The organism is Rhodococcus sp. PvR044, assembly GCF_040548995.1.
GTDB lineage: Bacteria > Actinomycetota > Actinomycetes > Mycobacteriales > Mycobacteriaceae > Rhodococcus_G > Rhodococcus_G oryzae.
This window is the reverse complement of the sequence record NZ_JBEPSX010000005.1, coordinates 351435-372381: the sequence shown is the minus strand read 5'-3', so window position 1 is coordinate 372381 and position 20947 is coordinate 351435. Positions and strand designations below refer to the sequence as shown.

At 69.0% G+C, this 20947-nt stretch carries 16 protein-coding genes and 2 pseudogenes; 4 read left to right on the top strand and 14 right to left on the bottom strand.

Going from position 1 to position 20947, the window contains the following annotated elements; all coding sequences use genetic code 11:
• The first annotated feature begins 3 nt into the window (after positions 1–3).
• Positions 4–1383 (top strand): DUF2252 domain-containing protein, encoded by a 1380-nt coding sequence (locus ABIC28_RS14895; protein ID WP_354579538.1) that lies wholly within the window; start codon positions 4–6, stop codon positions 1381–1383.
• A 34-nt stretch (positions 1384–1417) separates the two neighbouring features.
• On the opposite strand, the gene ABIC28_RS14890 is transcribed toward ABIC28_RS14895, so the two are convergent.
• The 9 genes and pseudogenes from ABIC28_RS14890 to ABIC28_RS14850 form a co-directional block, all read right to left on the bottom strand.
• Complete coding sequence (locus ABIC28_RS14890) at positions 1418–3382, bottom strand: M13 family metallopeptidase (protein WP_097213795.1); 1965 nt, start codon at positions 3380–3382, stop codon at positions 1418–1420.
• A gap of 81 nt (positions 3383–3463) precedes the next feature.
• Positions 3464–3892: pseudogene (locus ABIC28_RS14885) on the bottom strand (peptidase associated/transthyretin-like domain-containing protein); the annotation flags it as partial.
• A gap of 134 nt (positions 3893–4026) precedes the next feature.
• Positions 4027–4692 carry a DUF4190 domain-containing protein gene (locus tag ABIC28_RS14880; protein WP_354579536.1) on the bottom strand — a complete coding sequence of 222 codons (666 nt, stop codon included), beginning with the start codon at positions 4690–4692 and terminating at the stop codon, positions 4027–4029.
• Between the two features lie 98 nt (positions 4693–4790).
• Positions 4791–5696: a PaaI family thioesterase gene (locus tag ABIC28_RS14875; protein WP_097213797.1), complete on the bottom strand. Its 906-nt coding sequence runs from the start codon at positions 5694–5696 to the stop codon at positions 4791–4793.
• A 77-nt stretch (positions 5697–5773) separates the two neighbouring features.
• Positions 5774–6547 carry a pirin family protein gene (locus tag ABIC28_RS14870; protein WP_097213798.1) on the bottom strand — a complete coding sequence of 258 codons (774 nt, stop codon included), beginning with the start codon at positions 6545–6547 and terminating at the stop codon, positions 5774–5776.
• 194 nt (positions 6548–6741) lie between these two features.
• Positions 6742–7519: pseudogene (locus ABIC28_RS14865) on the bottom strand (pirin family protein).
• Between the two features lie 2 nt (positions 7520–7521).
• Positions 7522–8487, bottom strand: a complete 966-nt coding sequence (locus tag ABIC28_RS14860) for a pirin family protein (RefSeq protein WP_097213799.1) — start codon at positions 8485–8487, stop codon at positions 7522–7524.
• Positions 8488–8592: 105 nt separating this feature from the next.
• A complete protein-coding gene (locus tag ABIC28_RS14855; RefSeq protein ID WP_257017764.1) occupies positions 8593–8985 on the bottom strand; it encodes a Zn-ribbon domain-containing OB-fold protein in 393 nt (130 codons plus the stop codon).
• Positions 8961–9749 carry an alpha/beta fold hydrolase gene (locus tag ABIC28_RS14850; protein WP_354579532.1) on the bottom strand — a complete coding sequence of 263 codons (789 nt, stop codon included), beginning with the start codon at positions 9747–9749 and terminating at the stop codon, positions 8961–8963. Before ABIC28_RS14850 ends, ABIC28_RS14855 begins: the two co-directional genes overlap by 25 nt.
• 127 nt (positions 9750–9876) lie before the next feature.
• Here ABIC28_RS14850 and ABIC28_RS14845 point away from each other — a divergent pair, with 127 nt between their 5' ends.
• Both ABIC28_RS14845 and ABIC28_RS14840 read left to right on the top strand, forming a co-directional pair.
• Positions 9877–10596, top strand: coding sequence for an SIMPL domain-containing protein (locus ABIC28_RS14845; RefSeq protein WP_269588726.1), 720 nt, complete (start codon positions 9877–9879; stop codon positions 10594–10596).
• Positions 10597–10668: 72 nt separating this feature from the next.
• Positions 10669–12000: a YhgE/Pip domain-containing protein gene (locus tag ABIC28_RS14840; RefSeq protein ID WP_354579530.1), complete on the top strand. Its 1332-nt coding sequence runs from the start codon at positions 10669–10671 to the stop codon at positions 11998–12000.
• 10 nt (positions 12001–12010) lie between these two features.
• On the opposite strand, the gene ABIC28_RS14835 is transcribed toward ABIC28_RS14840, so the two are convergent.
• Positions 12011–12949, bottom strand: a complete 939-nt coding sequence (locus ABIC28_RS14835) for a DUF5996 family protein (protein ID WP_097213803.1) — start codon at positions 12947–12949, stop codon at positions 12011–12013.
• A gap of 235 nt (positions 12950–13184) precedes the next feature.
• On the opposite strand from ABIC28_RS14835, the gene ABIC28_RS14830 reads away from it, so the two are divergent.
• Positions 13185–14024 carry an alpha/beta hydrolase gene (locus tag ABIC28_RS14830; protein ID WP_307861313.1) on the top strand — a complete coding sequence of 280 codons (840 nt, stop codon included), beginning with the start codon at positions 13185–13187 and terminating at the stop codon, positions 14022–14024.
• A 9-nt stretch (positions 14025–14033) separates the two neighbouring features.
• Here the strand turns inward: ABIC28_RS14830 and ABIC28_RS14825 are convergent, their stop codons facing one another.
• From ABIC28_RS14825 to ABIC28_RS14810, 4 genes are read right to left on the bottom strand one after another with little or no spacing between them, the layout of a single operon-like run.
• Positions 14034–15893 (bottom strand): putative nucleotidyltransferase substrate binding domain-containing protein, encoded by a 1860-nt coding sequence (locus tag ABIC28_RS14825; protein ID WP_354579527.1) that lies wholly within the window; start codon positions 15891–15893, stop codon positions 14034–14036.
• Positions 15894–15897: 4 nt separating this feature from the next.
• On the bottom strand, positions 15898–17460 hold the full coding sequence (locus tag ABIC28_RS14820) for a GMC family oxidoreductase (RefSeq protein WP_354579525.1): 1563 nt from the start codon (positions 17458–17460) through the stop codon (positions 15898–15900).
• Positions 17457–19004, bottom strand: coding sequence for an APC family permease (locus ABIC28_RS14815; protein WP_097213806.1), 1548 nt, complete (start codon positions 19002–19004; stop codon positions 17457–17459). The genes ABIC28_RS14820 and ABIC28_RS14815 overlap by 4 nt, the downstream gene beginning before the upstream one ends.
• Positions 19005–19028: 24 nt before the next feature.
• Positions 19029–20531, bottom strand: coding sequence for an aldehyde dehydrogenase family protein (locus ABIC28_RS14810; RefSeq protein WP_354579615.1), 1503 nt, complete (start codon positions 20529–20531; stop codon positions 19029–19031).
• Positions 20532–20947 lie beyond the last annotated feature (416 nt).

Below are 20947 nucleotides of genomic sequence, written 5' to 3'. Positions count from 1 at the left end.
ACGGTGGCCGTCGCAGCCTTCGATACGTCCGAGCCCGCCGCCGAACGCCGGCGGCGAGGCAAGCATCTGCGTGCCCGGATCCCGCGCGGGGCGCACGGTTCATGGGAGCCGTCCTCGTGTCGGCCCGATCCGGTGTCGATCCTCGACCGGCAGAACGCGAATCGGATTCCAGAACTGGTTCCGCTCAGATTCGAGCGAATGTTGGCCTCGCCGTTCACCTTCCTGCGTGGTTCGGCTGCCATCATGGCGTGGGATCTGGCGCACTGCGCACGAACTGACCTGACCGTGATGGCGAGCGGGGATGCCCACCTCGCGAACTTCGGGCTGTTCGCAGGCCCGGACCGGCGGCTCGTGTTCGACCTCAACGATTTCGACGAGGTGCATCGCGGGCCCTTCGAATGGGACCTCAAGCGGCTGGCGACCTCGGTGCTGGTGGCGGCGACCACGAACGGTCACAGTGCGTCGGATGCGCGTGCCGCGGCACTGATCGTGGGTGCCGCATACCGGGAGACGATCCGTCACGCGGCGCAGATGCCCGCGCTGGACGTCTGGTATCTGCGGATCGAGGCGGACGCGATGTTGGCCGGGCTGCGGGATCGGATCACCGCTCGTCAGGTCGGGGCGGCCGAGGCAGCGATGGCCAAGGCGGAGAGGCGAACTCAGCTCGGTTCGCTCAAGCGGTTCGCCAGGTACGAGAACGGCCGGTTCCTCATCAGGGACGAGCCACCCCTGATCACCCGGCTCCCGCACGAGCGGCATGCGGAGGTGACGGATCTGCTCCGGGCTTCCTTCGAGCGCTATCTCGGGACCCTTGCGGGGGATCGGCGGGAACTGGTGGAGCGCTACCGATTCCAGGACATCGCCAGCAAGGTCGTCGGGGTCGGATCGGTAGGCATGCTCGGCTTCATGGCGCTGTTCGTGGGCGAGAGCGCCCAGGACCCGCTGTTCCTGCAGATCAAGGAGGCGCAGCCGTCGGTGCTTGCGCCGTACGTTCCCGGTTCGCCGCACCGTGACCAGGGCAGGCGGGTGGTCGAGGGGCAGCGGCTGATCCAGAGCGCGAGCGACCCGTTCCTCGGATGGTTTAGCGGGCCCGGTCCGTTCGGCCGCGACTTCTATGTCCGGCAGTTGCGAGACAAGAAGGGCTCCTTCAGCATCGCGGCGATGGACCCGTCCGGGCTGCGGGCGTACGCGCGGCTGTGTGCGATTGCGCTGGCCAGAGCCCACGCCCGCACCGGTGATCCGGCCGCGATTGCCGGATACCTGGGCAACGGAGCCGTTTTCGATGAGGCCATCGCGGACTTCGCGGTGGTCTACGGCGAGCAGAACCGGCTGGACTACGAGGAAGTGCGGCGTTGCCGCAGTAGCGCGGTCACGGAGACCTGAGGCCCCGTGACCGCACCACTGCGCCGCAGACGCATCACCAGATGCGGACGCGGCGCTCGGGTTCGAGGTAGAGCGCGTCATCGGGCGTCACGTCGAACGCTTCGTGGAAGCTGTCGAGGTTGCGCACCACGCCGTTGCAGCGGAACTCCGGCGGCGAGTGCGGGTCGACGGCGAGGCGGCGGATGGCCTCCTCGTTCCTGGCCTTGGTTCGCCACACCTGCGCCCAGCCGAAGAAGACGCGCTGGAGGCCGGTCAGCCCGTCGAGGGTGGGAGAGTCCTTGCCGTCCATCGCGATCCGGTACGCCTCGACCGCGATGGACAGGCCTCCGAGGTCGCCGATGTTCTCACCGATGGTGAACTCGCCGTTGACCTTGTGGCCCGGCAACGCCTTCGGCTCGAACTCGTTGTACTGCTCGATCAGCGCCTTGGTGCGCTTGCCGAACTCGGTGCGGTCGCTGTCCGTCCACCAGTCGATCATGTTGCCGTCGCCGTCGTACTTGGCGCCCTGGTCGTCGAAGCCGTGCCCGATCTCGTGTCCGATGACCGCACCGATTCCGCCGTAGTTCGCCGCGTCGTCCGCGGCGGCGTCGAAGAACGGCGGCTGCAGAATCGCTGCGGGGAAGACGATCTCGTTCATTCCCGGGTTGTAATAGGCGTTGACCGTCTGCGGGGTCATGAACCACTCGTCGCGATCCACCGGTCCGCCGAGCTTGGCCAGGTCGCGGTCGTGATCGGCGGCGTACCCGCGACGGTAGTTGCCGACCAGGTCGTCCGCGGTGATGACCAAACCGGAGTAGTCCCTCCACTTGTCGGGGTAGCCGATCTTCGGGGTGAACTTCTCCAGCTTGGCCAGCGCCGCGCTCCGAGTGTCCGGGCTCATCCACTCCAGCTCGGAGATGTTGCGGCGGTACGCCTCCTGCAGGTTCGCGACCAGCTCCTGCATCCGGGCCTTTGCCTCTGCGGGGAAATGCCGCTCGACGTAGAGCTTGCCGACGGACTCGCCGAGCAGGTCCTGCACCAGTGAGACGCCGCGCTTCCAGCGTTCGCGGTTCTCCTCGGTACCGGACAGGGTGGTGCCGTAGAACGCGAAGTCCTCCGCGACCAGGTCCGCGGTCAGGTATTCGGCCCGCGAGTGGATCACCTTCCAGGCAGCCCACGCCTTCCACTCGGAGAGGGGGCGCTGCGTCCAGAGTGCGGTCAGCGCGGTCAGGAAGCTGGGCTGGCGGACCACCAGCTCCGCGAAGGTATCAGGTGTGCCGCCGAGGCCGGACACCCAAGCGGCCCAGTCGAATCCATCATTCTCGGCGGACAGGTCGGCCATGGTGACCAGGTTGTAGCTGAGTTCGGCGTCGCGCCTGCGCACCACGTCCCAGTGGCCGGCGGCGATCTGGGTCTCCAGGTCGAGGATCGTCTGCGCGTCGGTGACCGGGTCGGGCCTGCCTGCGAGGGTGAGCATCTTCTGCACGTGGTCGAGGTAGGCAGCGCGGGTCTCGGCGTAGGAATCCTCGCGGTAGTAGGACTCGTCGGGCAGCCCGATCCCGGACTGGGTCAGGTGCACGAGGTAGCGCGTGGAGTCCTTGGCATCGGTGTCGACGTAGTTTCCGATCGCCCCGGAGACGCCGGTGCGCTGCAGCTCACCGAGCAGTCCCGCGAGCGCGGACAGGTCGCTCACCGCGTCGATCGCGGCGAGCTCGCCCGCGATCGGTTCCAGCCCGGCCCGCTCGACGGCGTCGGCGTCCATGAACGAGCTGTAGAGGTCGCCGATGCGCTGCGAATCGGTGCCCTCCGCGCCGCGGGCCTCCGCGGACTCGGTGATGATCGCCCGCACGTCGACCTCGGCCTGGTCGTAGAGCGTGCGGAAGGCACCGTCCACCGCTCGGTCGGCGGGGATCACGTAGTCGTCCAGCCATTTGCCGTTGACATGGACGAACAGGTCGTCCTGCGCGCGGATGCCCTGGTCGAGGTGGGTGAGGTCGATTCCGGAAGCGGGCGTCGTCATGCCTCTATTTCTACCGCGACCCCGCCGACCGTGCGTGAGTTGTACCCAGGTGGGGTGAAACACGCGCACGGGTGCGCGGCGCTACACCCCGATGTTGATGGCGCCGAGGTATCCGTCTCCGTCCCGGACGGCCGTCACCATGCCGGACTCATCGAAGATGCCGTCGCCTGCGTTGTCGACGTTGTTCTCCCGCCCGGTGTGCTCGTTGTAGGGCGCCGACGCGTTCACCTCGTCGATGAGCGCCTCCTCGAAGGAGAGCTGCGAGGTGAGCACGGTGGCCTTGTCCACGTGCACCTTGAGGTGGATGTGCGTGGTGCGGCCCTGGTACCAGCCGGGGAAGATCGTGGTGAACCTCGCGATGCCGTCGGCGTCGGTGGTCTGCGCTCCGCGCAGGTAGGTGCCGTCGTCGGTGGTGGCCGACTCGCTGTCACCCTTGCTGTACGAGCCGTCGGAGTAGTCCGTCGCGTTGCCGCCGGGACCGCCGGGAACACTCCCACCCGCCCCGTCGGCTGACGCGGGCGCGGCTGCGCTCGATGTCCTCGTTCACGTTGATCTCCGCTCGGTGTAGATGGTTTTCCCATCGCGACCGGGTGGCTGTGAGCACCCTGGCAGCGGGCTGCGAGGTGCCTGGGTGCCGGTTGCGATCAGCGCGGCGGGACCATGGTCGGCGCCTCGAACGTGACCGAGAAACGATCCTCGAGGTTGCTGCGGAACTCGTCCTCGCACCGCTGCTGGGCGGCCCGGTTGTTACCCGCGTCCCGCATACAGTCGACGAAGTCCCTGCCGCCGACATGGTTGAACAGACCGACCCCGACCACGACCAGGACGATCGAGATGATCAGCCCGGCGAGGCCGAGCAGGATGCCCGCGAGGGACACCCCGCCGTTGGTGGCCTGCCGCTTCTTGTACAGCGATCGGCCCACGAGGCCGACGATGATCGCGACGGCCCCGAGCAGGATGCCGCCGATGATGGTCCACACGGTCAGCACCGAGAAGATGCCGAGGACGAGCGCGGTGATGCCCGCGCCGTTGCGGGGCTGCGCGGGCGGCTGTGGGTACGGCTGCGCCGCATACGGCTGACCTGGGTAGGGCTGACCCGGGTACGGCTGACCCGGATAGGGCTGACCGGGGTACGACGGCTGGCCCGGGTACTGGGGTCCGCCGCCCTGCGGCTGACCGGGGTACGGCGGCTGGCCCTGCGGCGGACCGGGGTACGGCGGCTGGCCTTCCGGCGGCGGGGTTCCCTCCGGGGGGTTCGGCGGCCGCTGGTCTTCCGGCGGCGGGGTTCCGTTCGGCGGCTGATTCGTCATCGTCTCTCCTCGGATTCACCCATGGGCACCGGAAAAGCCAAGTCACCCGCAGACTAGTCGTGTTGGAGGTTCGATAGACCGTATTGCCGCGACCCCGGTCAGCGCAGCTGGACGCTGGCCGCCGCCCGCGCGAGCAAGCGTCCGGAGGGATCGACGAGTCGCGACTCGATCAGCGCCAGCCGCCGCCCGGCCCGGAGTACCTCGGCCTCGGCGCGGATCGGAGGGCCGTCGGACGCGGGGGAACGGACGAAGTCGATCCTCAGGTCGAGCGCCTCGTAGCTCTGACCGGGGGCGGTGAGGGTCTGTGCGGCCAGACCCGTGATCAGGTCGGCCGCGGTGATGAGCACCCCGCCCTGAATGGATCCGAGCGGGTTGCTCATCCAGCTCCGCGGCGCGAACTCGCCGATCACGCGCCCCCGGGCGACCTCGGTCAGCCCCATGCCCAGCAGTCCGGCGAGCGGGCCCCGTGCCAGCGCGCCGCGTCCGATGCTCTCCACGATCTCCAGCCCGGGGCGGTCGGCGAGCTCGGCGGCGTCCGCGACCGGTTCGGCGGCCTCGACGGGCAGGGCGTCACCCCGGAGCACGGCCTCGGCGTTGGCGGCCTCTCGGGTGACCACCATCCCGCGGGTCTGCAACGCCACGAGCACCTCGCCGTCGGGTCCGCGCATGTCGCCGGTGGCCAGTCCGGTGCCCGCCGCGCTGTCGATCCGGACCGCCTTGCCCCTCGCCTCGATGGTGCCGGTCGGGGGCAGTGGGCCGGCGAGCGCGGCCACCACCTGTGACAACACGACCTGGGTTCCCTCGGGGACCGCGTTCCCGATCGCACGGCCTGGCACGTTGTCGGCCAGCACCCCGATCGACCCGAGGATCGTCCGACCGCGATGATCGTGGAACCGCGGGCCGACTTCCTGCCGGAACCGGATCAGGCCGGGGGCGAGTTCGACGGCCTGCACGCCCATCAGCTCGTTGAGCCGGTCGAGCCGCTGGTTCTCCGTGGTGGTCATGCGTCTTCTCTATCACCGGGGCCGCGACGATCGGCCGCGCGGTCCCGGTGAGCGGCCTGCACCGACCGGCGCGCCGATCAGCCGCCGAGGCGGCCGTGCATCTCCCAGACCAGCACCTCGGCCGGGGCGTCGGCGGACAATCGCTGACCGCCCGACGCGGTGAGCCGGACCGCGTCACCCTCGGACAGGATCCCCGCGCCCTCCAGTGACACCTCGCCCTGGGCGACGAAAAGATGCAGGTAGGGGGCCTCGGGGAGCTGTACGGAGCCGCCCGGCTGCAGGCGCGCCACATGCAGCGCGGCGCCCCGGTTCGCGATCGTGATGGCCGACTGGTTGCGGTGTGCGGGCATGCCGGAGGCCACCGGTACCAGCCCGCCGCGCATCAGCTCGTCGTCGATCTCGAGTTGCTCGTAGCCGGGGCTGATGCCCGGCTCGTCGGGCAGCACCCACATCTGGATGAATCGAACCGGCTCGGCGTGCTCGTCGTGCTGGGATCCGGCCAGGCGCCAGGAGTCGTTCTTCTCCGAGTGCAGGATGCCGGTGCCGGCGCTCATCCGCTGAGCCAGGCCCGGGTAGATGACGCCGGAATGCCCGATCGAGTCCTGATGCACCAGCGATCCCCGCAGCACCCAGGTGACGATCTCCATGTCCCGGTGCGGATGGGTGTCGAAGCCCTGGCCCGGCATCACGATGTCGTCGTTATTGACCATCAGTACGCCGTGATGGGTGTTGTCCGGGTCGTAGTGCTGCCCGAACGAGAAGGAGTGCTTCGAGTCGAGCCAGGAGATCCGGGTCTTCATCCGATCGCCCGCGCGGTGGATGTCGACGTGCGGTGTGGTGGGTGCCGTCATGGGCGTCCTCCTTTGTGGTGCTTCGGGTTTCCAGAGTACGAGGGCGTCAAGGACACGGTGCACAGTTGTCGGCTCCGATGCGGGACCGTTGCACGACGGACCCGTTTCGGTGGGCGCGAACCGGGACGTCGATCATGCTCGATCTCCTTGAAAAGTGTTGCTGTCAACCCTGTTCCGCGGTCCTTGTCGCGGACTCACCTGAGCGCGGCATGCATCTCCCAGATCAGCAGCTCGGTGGATTCGGCCGCGGTGTACTGCTGGCCGCCGATCCCGGTGAGCCGCAATGAATCCCCTTGGTCGAGGCGGCCGAACCCTTCGGTATCGCCGGATCCGCGCGCGACGAACACGTGGACGTACGGCGCGTCCGGCACTGTTACCGACTGTCCAGTTCGCAATCTGGCGGCGTGTAGTCCCGCGTGCCGGTTGTTCAGCCCGATCGCGGCGTGATCGCGGTGCCGGGGCAGCCCCGACGCCACCGCGACCAGCCGGCCGCTGTCGAGCTCCGCGTCGATGGGTAGTTCCTGGTAGCTCGGCTCGATGCCGAACTCGTCCGGCGGGATCCACATCTGCACCACGTGCACCGGCTCGGTGCCCCGGGTGCCGTCCGCCCGCCAGCGGTCGTTGCGCTCGGAGTGCAGGATGCCGCGGCCCGCGCTCATCCGCTGCGCGAGTCGGGGTGGGGGTACCCCCTGCACGGAGTGCTTGGGGGAGGACCACCCCCGAGTGCCCCTCGGAGTCCTGGTGGACCAGGGATCCGCTGAGCACCCAGGTGACGATCTCCGCGTCCCGGTGCTGGTGCATGTCGAATCCGGACCCGGCGTCGACGATGTCCTCGTTGTTGACAGCCAGCAGCCCGTGCGCGTTCGCGGCCAGGTCGAAGTTGCCCGCGAAGGGGAAGCTCTGCCATGACTCGAGCCAGCCGTAGCGCTGGTGCGCGCGGTCGCCCGCGCGTTGGACCGCCATCGACGACATCGCTATGCCAGCGTCTCGTGGGCGGCGGGGATCGAGCCCAGCCGTCCGGCCTGAAAGTCCTCGAACGCCTGGATGACCTCCGCCTTGGTGTTCATCACGAACGGCCCGGCCATCGCGACGGGTTCGCGGATCGGCTTGCCGCCGAGGATGAAGACCTCGAGGGACTCGGTCCGGGAGTCCTGGGTGTCCGCGGCCGCGACGGTCAGCGTGTCGCCGCGCCCGAACACCGTGGTCTGGCCCATCCGCACCGGCCTGCGCTCGGCGCCGACCGTGCCCTCGCCCGCGAGGACGTACGCGAGCGCGTTGAACTCGGGGTTCCAGGGCAGGTTCAGTCGCGCGCCCGGGGCGATGGTCGCGTGCACCAGGCTGATCGGGGTGTAGGTGGAGCCGGGGCCCTGGTGGCCGTCGACCTCGCCCGCGATGACGCGGACCAGGGCGCCGCCGTCCGGCGAGGACAGCAGCGCGACCTTGTTGCCGGTGATGTCCTGGTAGCGGGGCGCGGCCATCTTGTTGTCGCGGGGCAGGTTCACCCACAGCTGCACGCCGTGGAACAGGCCCCCGCTGATCACGAGGTGTTCGGGTGGGGTCTCGATGTGCAGGATGCCGCCACCCGCGGTCATCCACTGGGTGTCGCCGCCGCCGATCGTGCCGCCGCCACCGTTGGAGTCCTGGTGCTCCATGATCCCGTCGATCATGTAGGTGACGGTCTCGAAGCCGCGGTGCGGGTGCCACGGGGTGCCCTTGGGCTCACCGGGCGCGTAGTTCACCTCGCCCATCTGGTCCATGTGGATGAACGGGTCGAGGTGCTTGAGGTCGACGCCGGCGAACGCGCGGCGCACCGGGAAGCCCTCGCCCTCGTAGCCGACGGGGGCGGTGGTCACCGCCAGCACCGGCCTTGCGGCGGATTCGGGCGCGGTCTCGGTGATGCGGGGCAGGGCGAGGATGTTGTCGACGGTCACGGCAGGCATGGGGTGCTCCTCCGACTCAGTTAGTTGACTGTTCAACTAGTGCATCTGACTCAACACCCGCGGGGTGGAGGTATTCCCGGCGCGGCCGTCCGCCGCGCGAGCCGTTCAGGAGGCCTGCCGGACGGCAAACACCGGGAACCGGCCGTCCTCCGCTGTGGGCCGGAACTCGACGCGGACGTCCCGGTCGGTTCCCGCCGGGACCTCGCCGTCGATCCACGTGTAGATCCGCGGGCCGTCGTCGAGCTCGACGATCCCGACGGCCGAGGGCGCGGAGTCCCCGCGCGCCTCGTCCGGCCGATGGTCGGCCACCTTCCACGACACGATCGACCCGGCGCCGGAGGACGGTACCGAGCGGAGTTCGGAGCCCTGGCAGGACGGGCAGGATGCCATCAGCGGCGCGAGCAGTGCTGCGCAGCGCACGCAGCGATTGATCATCAGCGAGGACGGGTGGGCCTGCGCCGTGCCCTGCGCGGTCATGCCGCGACCCTCGGCGGCCACGCCAGCACGGTCCTCATGGCGTGTCCGAAGCCGTGCGGATCGCCGACCGGCCATTCATGGGAGCCGGCGACCGTGAACACCGGCGGACGACGAAGCGCCGTGCGCAGCGACTCGAGGCCTGCCCTCGGGATCACCTGATCGCCGCGAGCCCAGAGCAGCGTCACCGGAAGACCGCGTTCCGCCAGGCGGTCGAGTTGGAGTGTCTGGTCGCCGCCGCCGGTCGTGGCGCGCCATTCGTGCGGCAGTCCCGCCCGGATCGCTTGCCCGTTCTCCGCGGCGCGGGGGCCGACGCCGCCGCCGATCGAGTTGACAAGAACGAGGCGGGCCACGTGGTCGGGGAGGTCGTGGGCGGTCTGGATGGCGACGCCGCCACCGAAGGAGTGCCCGACGAGGGTGACCGGTTCGTTGACGCCGACGGAGTCGATGAATCGGCCCAGCCACCGGGCGTGACCGGCGGGGTGCCGCTCACCGCATGGGAGTTCGGCCGTCCCGCCGAACCCCGGGAGCGAGGGCGCGAACACGCGCGAGCCGTTGCGGGCGAGCCGTTCCAGTGACTGCCGGTACGTGCGATGGCTCGAGCCCCATCCGTGCAGGAAGACCAGCGGCGGGCCCTCGCCCGCGACGCCGTAGGCGAGGGAACGCCCGTCGAGCTCGGAGTCCAGCGAGGTCAGTGTGGGGCGCGGATCGGGATGGAGGATGCGCGGGGGCGGGGGCTGGTGGTGCGTCATCGGAACCTCGACGTGCTCGGCAGTGGTGTGGATCACACTGTTCCCTCGGGCGGCCCGCGGGACCACGGTGGAAACACGGGGGCACGTACCTGTTTCTCGTGGCGCACGGCGCGGCGACGCGAAACCCGCCGGTTCCCCCGTGGGGATCGGCCATAGTGGGTGCGTGGCCGCCAAACGAACACGCACCGTCGCCGCGGCACTGGCGGTGTCCGCCGTCGGACTGCTCGCCGCCGGCTGCACAGATGGGTCTGACGCGCAGGCGGGGACCGGTGCTCCCCCGGGGATCAGCACCCAGGCCACCGGGAAGGTCAGCGGGACGCCGGACACCATGAGCGTGGTGCTCGGCGTGCAGACGCAGGCACCGGACGCGGCCGGCGCCCTCCAGGACAACGCGAACAGGGCGAACGCCCTCATCGACACCCTGAAGGAGAAGGGGGTGCGGGCGGAGGACATCCAGACCAGCGGGCTGTCCGTGCAGCCGACATATGACCCGAACTCCTCGGCGATCACCGGCTATCAGGTGACGAACCAGGTGACCGCGACCGTGCACGATGTCAGCGCGGCGGGCGGGCTGATCGACGCCGCCGCGGCCGCGGCGGGCGATGCCGTCCGGGTCCAGCAGACCTCCTTCTCCATCGCCGACGACAGCGACCTGCGCGCGCAGGCCAGGGCCGACGCGGTGCGGCAGGCGCAGGCCCAGGCGAGGCAGATCGCGGAGGCCGCCGGGGTCGGCCTCGGCGAGGTCCGCTCGATCACCGAGGTGCCCGCCACCGGGCCGGCCCCGTACCCCGGAGCCGCCTTCGACCGAGCCCCCTCGACGCCGATCGAGCCGGGCAGCCAGGAGCTCACGGTGTCGGTCGCGGTCGTCTACGACGTCGGCTGAGCGCCCTTTCCTCACAGTCTTCTCACACTCGCGCCACCCTGGTGCCAGAGACTGCCTGTACGGTCCGGGCCTATGGTTGCCGCACATGCGAGTTCGAGACGTGGGCCGTGGGTGATCGCCGCGGTGACGGCGCTCCTCGCCGCCGCCGTCGGGGTCTATTTCCTGGTTGCACCGGAGGGGGAGTCGACGCGAACCGTCGCGATCGTCAACGAGGACGCGGGCGCGGTGGTCGACGGCAAGCCGATGAATGCGGGCGACCAGGTCGTCGCGGCACTGCAGGAATCGGGTGACTTCGAATGGGCGACGGTATCGGCCGATGAGGGATCGGCCGACACGTACCTGGCTTCCGTCACGATCCCGGCGGATTTCTCCGACTCGGTGAACTCGCTCTCCACCAATGCGCCCCGGCAGGCGGAACTCGCGGTGCACTACAACGGCGACGGCTCGCCGGCGGACACGGAGTCGATGTCGGCGTTGATGGCGACCGTCTCGGATCAGACCGGGGCGCAGGGCATCAAGGACGTCCTGGCCGGGATCGCCTCGGCGCGGGCGCAGTTGCAGCAGACGCTCTTGCCGTCCCAGCTGCTGACGGCCGCGACCACCGCCGCGGACAAGCAGGTCCAGCAGCTGCTCGGTCAGGCCGACCAGGTGTTGCCGCTCCTGGCCACGGCGAACGACGGCGCCAACCAGCTCGTCGACGTCGCCGGGCAGGTCTCGACGATGGTGGACGGCGCTGTGGGCCCCGCGACCGAGGTGTCCGGTCGATTGACCGAACTCGGCGTCACCCTCGGTGACGTCACCCGCTCCACCCAGCAGCTACAAGGCGGTCTCGACGCCGCGGCCGCGGCCCTGCGTGCCACCGGGCTCCAGCCCGAGATGGTGCGGACGCTGGAGCAGACCAAGACCGATCTCGCGCTGGTGTCCGGTCAGCTGACGGCGATCACCGGGCTGCTGAGCGCCGACGCCGGGCCCGACACCGACCTGGGCGGCGCGCTGCGCAGCGGGCTCGGCCAGCTGCAGGACGTGTCCGCGCAGCTCACCGATGCCGGCAACCAGCTCCAGGCCGGGATCGGCCCCATCGCGGAGCAGGCGCCCGCGCTGCTGGGTACCACCAAGGACCAGATCCTCACCGGCGTCAGCCAGCTCAAGTCCGTTTCGACGCAGATCGGGGAGCAGCTGACGAAGGGGGTCAACGCGATTCCCGCCCGCAATGCCGCGCAGCAGGATCGGATCTCGACCGTGCTGAGCGCGCCGGTCGCGGTGGTCCAGACAAGCGGATCCGACGGCGCGGTCGAACTGTTCACCGCCAGGAACCTCGCGATCTTGTTCGCGGCGACCACCGCGGCGCTCGCGGGTGCACTGGTGTGGTCGCTGCGGCGGCGCCCGTCGGGTCCGGCGGCCTGACAGGCGCGGCTCAGTTCTGCCGAGCCAAGCGGGCCGGGTCGGATTCGAGCGCGGACCGGTCCCAGTTGCCCAGCGACGCGGCGGCCTCGTAGGTGCTCTGCAGGAACTCCATCAGCGCGGCGTCCGGGTCGGCGGCGGTGCGCACGGCCTCGTACGGCAGCACGAACTCGCCCAGCTCGGCGCTGTAGCGCGCCTGAGCGGGGCCGACCGGATGGTCGGCGAAACCGTCCGGCGCCGGGTACGCGTAGGAGTAGAAGCCGCCCTCCTCGCCGCCGCCGGGCCAGAACCCGCAGCTGCTCAGCTCGCGGGAATAGCCCTCGACCATCACCCAGTCCGCACAGTTCGGGGCCCCGCCGGGGTGGACGGGCGCGCCGCGCCCGGAGAACCGGGTGCAGGCCAGATCCATCGCGCCCCAGAAGAAGTGCACCGGCGAGCACTTGCCGACGAAGTGTGAGCGGAACCGGGTCAGCACCCGGTCGGCCTGGACCAGCTGTCGCCAGAACAGGTTCGCGGCCGCGGCGTCGTACGAGGCGTGGACCTCGTCCTCCGCGAAGGGGATCGCCGTCACGACCTCGTTGGGGGCGGCCTGGATCCGCACCTCGACCCCCAGTTCCCCGAGTGCCGCCACGGTCTGGGCGTAGAACTCGGCCACCGACTTCGGCTCGAGCGCGATCCGGCGCGCACCGCCGTCACTGGTGCGCATGCGCAGCTCGTGGTCGCAGAAGTCGAACTCGATCTCGAGGAGCCGGGAGCCGCACGGGATGGCCGAGGTGGTCAGCCCCCTGGCGGTGACGTACAGCGTCACCTGCCACCAGTGGTTGAGCAGCGGCGCGTGCTGGAGCCGGATCTTCCCGACGATCTGCGTCCACATGTGCAGGGTGTCGCGGGTGTCGGTCCAGTCGTCGAGGCGCAGCGCGGGCCACGCGTCGGTCGCCGTCGTCTCGGTCATCGTGGCTCCCTCGGTGAATGCTCCCCGGAATCGTCGATGCCCATCCGAGTCTGCCACCGAGTGCCCCGCGCCCGAAGTCTTCTCGCGGTTGCCGTGGCCCACGCGGCGCCTCGCTGCGTTGTCGGAGTCCCAGGTAGAACCCCGCTACCTGGGACTCCTCCGCCTGGCGATGCATCCACGTGGATCCCCGGCAACCATCGATGGACTTCGGGCACGAGACACTAGACTCGGATCCGTGGCCCACACCGAGTCCTCGTTCACCGGCAAATACGGCACCCGGATCGACTACGACGTCTGGACGCCGGACGGCGAGCCGCGCGCGGTCCTGGTTCTCGCGCACGGCTTCGGTGAGCACGCCCGCCGCTACGACCATGTCGTCGAACGCCTGCTGGGACTGGGCCTCGTGGTGTACGCGCCCGACCATCGCGGTCACGGTCGCTCGGGCGGCAAGCGCGTCGAGCTCAAGGACTGGTCGGATTTCACCGATGACCTGGGGCGGCTGTTCGGGATCGCAACCGCCGAGCATCCCGGGCTCGACCGGTACCTGCTCGGCCACAGCATGGGTGGCGCGATCGCGCTGACCTACGCGCTCGATCACCCCGGCGACCTGGCCGGGCTGATCCTGTCCGCCCCGGCGGTGGACGTGACGACCGGGGTGCCCAAGGTGGTGGTCGAGGTCGGCAAATTCCTCGGTCGGTACGCGCCGCGGGTACCCGTCGAGTCGCTGGACGCCAATCTGGTCTCCCGTGATCCGGCGGTGGTGGCCGCCTACAACTCCGACCCGCTGGTGCACCACGGCAGGGTTCCCGCCGGTATCGCCCGCGGGATGATCGTCAACGCCGAGTCGCTGCCCAACCGGCTGCCGACACTGCAGGTTCCGTTGCTGCTGCTACACGGCAGCGAGGACGGGCTGGCGAACGTGAACGGCAGCCGGATGATCGCGGACATCGTGGGCTCCCAGGATCTGACGTACACCGAGTACGACGGCCTGTTCCACGAGGTGTTCAACGAGCCCGAGCGCGAGCAGGTGCTCGACGACGTGGTCGAATGGCTGGGGTCGCGCCTCAAGGGATGAGAGCCGTGGTCACCGGCGCAGGGGCACTCCGGAGTCGGATGCCAGGTACCCCACCCTGCGCTGCACGGCCGCGATCTCGCGCACGCCGTCGCCGAGCAGACTCCGGTTCAGGGGCGACAGCTCCGGCATGGTGACGATGTCGCCAGGGGCGAGACCCGCGGTGATCTGATCCACCTGGTGGGTCAACCGCAGTCGCTGGAGCAGCGTGAACACCTCGGTGAGGATCGTCGTATCCCGTTCTGTGAGTAAGCCGTTCCCCGCCGCGGCCCGCAACCGGCCTGGCGTCGAGGCGGCGGTGACCCCCACTGTCATGCCACCCCACCGGGCGAGGTTGACGATCGGTGTCAGCGCGTGTGTCTTGAGGTCGAAGGTGCCCCCGCGTCGCGAGAGCACGTCCCGTAGCGAGCGGGTGCGTGCGCGCCCGGCCAACGCATCACGCAGCTGCAGTCGCAGGGCGTCGGGATGGTCGGTCCGCATGTTCCGGTAGGCCGTCGGGACGGTGTGCAGCGAGCGCTCACCCCACACCACGCGCCCGTCGAGCAGCAGCGACGACATGACGAGCCCGCGGTCCTGCAGTGGGTCGTCCAACCACCGTGCCGCGGTGCGGCGCCAGTCGGCGACCGACCGCGCGAACCTCGGTGTGCTCGCGACCGCACCGTTCGCGTCGGCGGGAAGCCCACAGTCGTCGAGGGTGGCATGCACGGTCGCCGCCATCCCCATGAGACGTCCCGACTGGGGAGACAACTCGGGCACCCAGGACAGTGCGCTCTCGATATCGGATGACGGCATCGCCTCGCGACGCGCGATGCTGCCGAGCGAGAGCCAGGCGAACCCCGTCCGCGGCAGGTCCTCGTCGTCCGCCAATGCGAACTCCACCGCGCGTCGAACGACGCTGTCGATGACCACCGAGAGTATCCCGCTGGTCGCCGATGCCTCGGTGCCGCCGCGGAACAGGTCCACCACCAGATCGGGGATCCCAGAGCAGACTTCTTGCAGCGCAGCGGGGCTCGGTGACAGCGCGATCGATCGGCGCAGCACAAAACTCTTGCGGGTGGCCGCGGCGAGCAGGTCCGCCTCCTCGAGGACACCCAACACCGCGCCACGGATCGTGAGCACCGGCATGTGCCGTAGGCCGCTCTCGAGCATGTCCATCAACACGGTGGCGGCCAACCTGTCCTCCGTGACGGTCTGGGCAGGCGTACACATCACCTCCGCCACCGGGGTGCTCAGGTCCACCCCGGCGGCCACCACCTTGGTCCTCAGGTCCCGGTCCGTGAAGATCCCGAGGTCGCCACCCGGCAACGGGATCAGGATGTATGAGCTGCGGCGTTCGCTCATCTGCCGGACGGCGTCGCGCACGGAGGTCCCCGGCGTGGTGAGGACCGGTTCGCCCCGCACCAGATCGCCCACGGCGCGTCGGGACGGGATCTGTTCGACCGGTACGGGAGTCGCGCCGGTGGCCTTCGCCGCAGCCTCCGCGAGGAAGGCAAGACCGGCGGGCCTGGCGAACAGCGGGCGCACTAGTTCCCCTGGCAGGCGGTACACCGTGGTGGGTTGGCTCGCTCGGGCGGTGAAGCCGACGTCGGAGCCGGTGAGCAGCGCCGAGTAGCCGAACACGCCACCCGGATAGACGGTGTCCATGGGGACACCGGTGATCCCGTCGTCGTGCGGGTGCAGAAGCGTGACCTGTCCGCTCCGCACCACCCAGATCACATCGGCTGGCCGCTGGGTGGATCCGAGAATAACTGCGCCCGTATGGTATTCATCCCGGCTTGCTGCGCCGGCCAACTCGGTGAGCTCACCCGGCGTCAGGTACTGGAACGGTGGGTGCTTGGAGAGGAAGGTCGCGATGTCGAGCTCGAGGTCCACGCTGTCACCCCGGGGGGTTGCGAATGAGATCCGCGCACTTCTCCGCCATGGTCATGACCGTGATGTTCGGGTTGACGGCAGGCAGCTTCGGCATCGCCGACGCATCGACCACCCGCAGGCGCTGAATGCCCTTCACCCGCAGCTGCGGATCGAGCACGGCGAGCGGGTCCTCTATCGACCCCATCCGCGCGGTTCCCGCGGGGTGGTAGACGGTGTTGTGCGTCTTGTGGACGTAGTCGAGCAGTTCCTCGTCACTCACCGCCGCGGGCCCCGGCGCCAGTTCCCGTGCCACCCAGCCCCGTAGGGGGTCTTGCTCGGCGATCTTGCGCGCCAACCGAATACCCGCCAGCATCACGGTCTCGTCGTGGCCCTCGGGATCGGTGAAGTATCGCGGATCCACCTTCGGCCGGTCCCGGAAGTCGCGGGAACGGAGCCGGACCGTGCCTCGGGATCGTCCTTGCGTCACGTTCGGCGTGAGGCAGAATCCGTTGTCGGTGGTGGGATATCCCCACCGCAGCGTGTTCATGTCGAAGGGCACGCTGCCGTAGTGCATCATCAGATCCGGCTGCGTCAGCCCGGGGGTCGTGGTGGCGAAGAGGCCGATCTCCCACCACTGCGATGACGTCGTCACCATGGGCCTCGACGCCTCCCAGAACACCAGGCCTTCGACATGGTCATCGAGGTTGCCGCCCACGCCGGGCGAGTCGACCCGCACGTCGATCCCGATCTCGCGTAGATGCACCGAGGGCCCGATTCCCGAGAGCATCAACAGCTTCGGTGTATCGATCGCACCGGCAGTGACGATCACCTCGCGGCGGGCGGTCGCGGTGTCATAGCCCGTGAGATCCGGACGTTGGTACCGCACCCCGGTGGCCGTCAGACTGTCGTCGATCAGCAGTTCGCTGACCCAGCAGTTGGTTCTGACCTCGAGATTGTTCCGCGTCCCCAGGATGGGATGGAGATAGGCATGCGAGCTCGACATGCGATTGCCGTTCTCGCCGGCGTTGATCTGGAACCAGCCTGCTCCGTTGAGTACCGTTGCGCCCCTGTTGAATTGGACGGTTGGCAGTCCGACCTTGGCCGCCGACTCCAGTACGGCGGCGCCGCACTGATCGTTCGGCGGGACATCGCGCAGCCGTACCGGGCCGCCGTGGCCGTGCTGCAGGCCGGGGACATCGCTGTTCTCCACCCGGGCCACGAAGGGCAACGTGCCCTTGGCGCCCCATCCGGTGGCGCCCATCGCCTCCCACTCGTCCAGACCCTCCGCCGGCGGCCAGAACGCGATGCACGAATTGTGTGACGAGCACCCGCCGAGGACACGGGCCCTGGCATGTCGCATGAAGCTGTTGCCCTTCTCCTGCGGTTCGACCGGGTAGTCCCAGTCGTACCCGGAGTCGAGGAGGTGCATCCACTGCGAGAGTTCGAGGATGTTGCGGTCGTTCACGTCCGACGGGCCTGCCTCGAGAAGGCAGACCGTCACGGCCGGATCCTCGCTGAGCCTGGCGGCGAGCACGCATCCCGCGGTGCCTCCACCCGCGATCACATAGTCGAAGACGGTGTCTGTCACGATGGTTCGCCCTCCGGTGCCGTGGTGCGCGAGGCGGCCGCGTGTGAGGCCAGGGTGCCGAGGTGGTGCCGACCCTTCAGCGCGTACCAGAGCAGGCCGAGGCACAGGATCGCGCCGATGTAGACGAAGGCGCCCCAGGTGTTGTACCAGGGCGTCCCGTACACCTCGGGGCGCGGCCAGGCCAGGTTCAGCGCCATTCCCACGCCCCAGACCACGGCGAGGATGTTCACGGGCAGGCCCCACCTGCCCATGGTGAAGTAGCCGCCCTCCCGCAGATCCGGCGGCGGCCATTCGCCTTTCAGTCGCTTCTTCAGCAGCGGTCCGGTGACCATCAGGTAGGCGAGGTAGATCATGATGATGGCGATCGAGGTCAGCACGGTGAAGATCTGCGGTTGGCCGATGTTCACCACGAGGATCAGGGCCGCGAGCACGCCGATCGCGATCGCGGGGACCACGGGCGTCTGGTGCTTGGGATGCACCCGGGCCAGCTTCTCCCCGAACGGCAGCGCGTTGTCGCGAGCCATGGCGAACGTCAGCCGGATCGCAGCGGCGTGCACGGCGAGGGAGCACACGGTTATCGCGATCACGATGCAGATGAGGAATATCGTGCCCAGCGGGCCCCACATCACCTGCTCGACGATGTACTGGAGGCTGCCCTCAGGGCTGCCGAGCAGCGGATCGTCGAGATCGGGCGCCGCCATGACGGCGAACACCAGGATCGCTCCACCGATCACGAAGGAAGCCAGGATCGCGCGGAAGATCGCCTTGGGTGCGGTCCGGCGCGGTTCGACGGTCTCCTCGCCAAGGGAACTCGCGGTGTCGAAGCCGTACATCACGTAGCCCGACGCCAGGGAGGCGACGAGGAAGGCCCCGAGATATCCGCCGCTCTCGCCCGCGCCGTACCCATGGGTGGAGAAGAACACCTCCGGGCCCCTGGTGATGTTCGCCGCAAGGATCACCGCGATGAGGACGGCGGCGATCAGCTCGATGAAGACGCCCGCGCTGTTGATCCTCGCCATCAACCTGACGCCGTAGGCGTTGACGAAGGTGGTGAACGCGATCATGACGGTGCCGAGAATGACCGCGTTCGTGGCGAAGTCGTACTCGCCGGTGCCGTCGCCGACGATCTGGAAGCCGCTCCATATCCTCGGCAGGTTGAGCTGCAACGCGAGGACCACGGCCGAGAGCGTCACGATCGAGGCGGTGAGCATCAGCCAGCCGGACGTCCATCCCACGATCCGGCTGCCCAGGATCTTCGCCCAGTTGTACACGGAACCCGCCACCGGGTACTTGGCCGCCAGTTCCATGAAGCACAGCGCGACGGCCAGCTGGCCGATGAAGACCATCGGCCACGACCACAGATACGCGGGTCCCGCGTTTCCGAACCCGAAATAGAACAGTTGGAAGGTGCCGGTGAGGATGGAGATGTAGCTGACCCCGGCGGCGAAGCTGGCGAATTTGCCGAGGCTCCGGTCGAGGGACTCCTTGTAACCGAAATCGCCGAGTCCGCTGTCTCCAACCGCGATGTCGCGCTGAGTGGTCATGTCCGTGCGCCTCCCCGGGTTCGGTCAGTCGTTGTCGAACCAACCCGCCGCAGTCGGCGCGGTGTTGTGCCAGATGTGCTTGATCTCCTGATACTCGGACAGTCCGGCGGGGCCCAGTTCGCGCCCGTTTCCCGATCTCTTGAAGCCGCCCCATTCGGCTGCTGCGGTGTAGTAGCCGAAGTCGTTGAGCCACACCGTGCCGTGGCGCAGGCCGCGAACCATGCGTTCGCCCCTGGCGCTGTCGGCGGTCCGGACCCCCGCGGCCAGTCCGTACTCGGTGTCGTTGCCGAGCCGGAGGGCTTCCTCCTCCGTGGTGAACCGCTCGACGGTGAGGATGGGGCCGAAGGTCTCCTCCTGCACGATGCGCATGTTCCGGTCGCAGCGGTCGAAGATCGTGGGCAGGTAGAAGCTGCCCCGCTCCAGGTCCGGGTCCGAAGGGCGGGATCCGCCGGTCACCAGTTCGGCGCCCTCGGAGATGCCAAGAGCCACATAGCGTTCGATCTTCTCCCGATGCGCCATGGACACCAGCGGCCCGGTTCGGCTGGCGGGATCGAGGCCGTCGCCCATCCGGATCTTCTCGGCTCGCGCGGCGAGAGCCGCTACGAAGCGGTCGGCAATCGAGTCCTCGACGATGAGGCGGGTGCCCGCGGAGCAGACCTGCCCGGAGTGGAGGAAGACCCCGGTGAGCACCTGGTCGACCGAGTCGTCACCGTCGGCGTCGGCGAAGACGATGTGCGGGTTCTTCCCGCCGAGCTCCACCGCGACCTTGGTGACATGCTTGGCGGCTGTCTCGAGAATGACCCGTCCCGTGACCAGTCCGCCCGTGAACGAGATGAAATCGACGTCCGGGGTGTCGGTCAGCGCGCCGCCGAGGACGGCGCCGCTGCCCTGCACGAGGTTCACCACGCCCCGGGGCACCCCGGCCTCCTCGATGAGTCTGACGAAGGCGATGGTGCTGAGCGGGGTGACCTCGCTCGGTTTGACGACCATCGTGCAGCCGGCGGCCAGTGCGGGCGCGATCTTCCACGAGATCTGTAGCAGCGGGTAGTTCCAGGGTGCGATCAGGACGCACACGCCGATCGGCTCGTGTACCACCCGGCTGATCACGTCGGGCCGGCCGACATCCACCAACCGATCCGACTCGATCGCGGCGAGTCGCGCGTAGTACCGGCAGACCGACACCACGTCGTCGATGTCGATCCTGCTCTCCGCCAGGGTCTTCCCGGTGTCGAGGGTTTCGATTCGGGCCAACTTCTCCTTGTCGCGCTCGAGCAGGTCGGCGATGGTGGCGAGCAATGCGGTGCGCTCCGCGACGGGTGTCCGGGGCCAGGTGCCCTCGTCGAAGGCCGCCCGCGCCGCCGCGATGGCGCGGGTGGCGTCGTCTGGCGCGGCCTCGTCGACCGTGGCGACCACCGAACCGTCGGCCGGATTGAGGCAGTCGCGGGTGTCGCCGGAACTGGAGCGGACCCAGGTTCCGTCGATGAACAAGCCCGTATCGAACAGGTCGCCGATCGATTCGTCCTGCAGCTTCACGCTCAACTCCGGGCCTCGCTTCCTCTCCCGGTTGCGGAGCAACCGGTCTTGGAACTCATCGACGTGACGCTCTGCCGGGACAAGCACGCCCTTCTACCGTAGGCCGGTGGACGCGGTGTCGGCCGAGTTCACCGGGATTTCTTTCGAACCCCGCGGCGACGTAGAGGGTGGAACGCCGAGACCCCTGCTGTCTTTCCAGATGGCCGAGGACTTCGCGCCGATGGGGCTGGACGGCGGGTCGACGAGGGTCGGGATGATCGGCTACTCCGGTGGATCGATGCCCACCGGGCACGCGGCGGAGCCGCGCACGTCCTGTACACCGAGCAATCCAACCCCGACTGGCTCGTGCGTCCCTCCTGTTCGGAAAGCCACTCGGCGCCTAGGGTTCGTCACGGGCCGTCGGTCCACCG

Excerpts from the sequence above, each read along its gene's own strand:
- ABIC28_RS14840 (WP_354579530.1), top strand. The coding sequence starts at position 10,669 with ATGGTTGCCGCACATGCGAGTTCGAGACGTGGGCCGTGGGTGATCGCC.
- ABIC28_RS14860 (WP_097213799.1), bottom strand. The coding sequence starts at position 8,487 with ATGCCTGCCGTGACCGTCGACAACATCCTCGCCCTGCCCCGCATCACC.
- ABIC28_RS14890 (WP_097213795.1), bottom strand. The coding sequence starts at position 3,382 with ATGACGACGCCCGCTTCCGGAATCGACCTCACCCACCTCGACCAGGGC.
- ABIC28_RS14880 (WP_354579536.1), bottom strand. The coding sequence starts at position 4,692 with ATGACGAATCAGCCGCCGAACGGAACCCCGCCGCCGGAAGACCAGCGG.
- ABIC28_RS14875 (WP_097213797.1), bottom strand. The coding sequence starts at position 5,696 with ATGACCACCACGGAGAACCAGCGGCTCGACCGGCTCAACGAGCTGATG.
- ABIC28_RS14815 (WP_097213806.1), bottom strand. The coding sequence starts at position 19,004 with ATGACCACTCAGCGCGACATCGCGGTTGGAGACAGCGGACTCGGCGAT.
- ABIC28_RS14870 (WP_097213798.1), bottom strand. The coding sequence starts at position 6,547 with ATGACGGCACCCACCACACCGCACGTCGACATCCACCGCGCGGGCGAT.
- ABIC28_RS14835 (WP_097213803.1), bottom strand. The coding sequence starts at position 12,949 with ATGACCGAGACGACGGCGACCGACGCGTGGCCCGCGCTGCGCCTCGAC.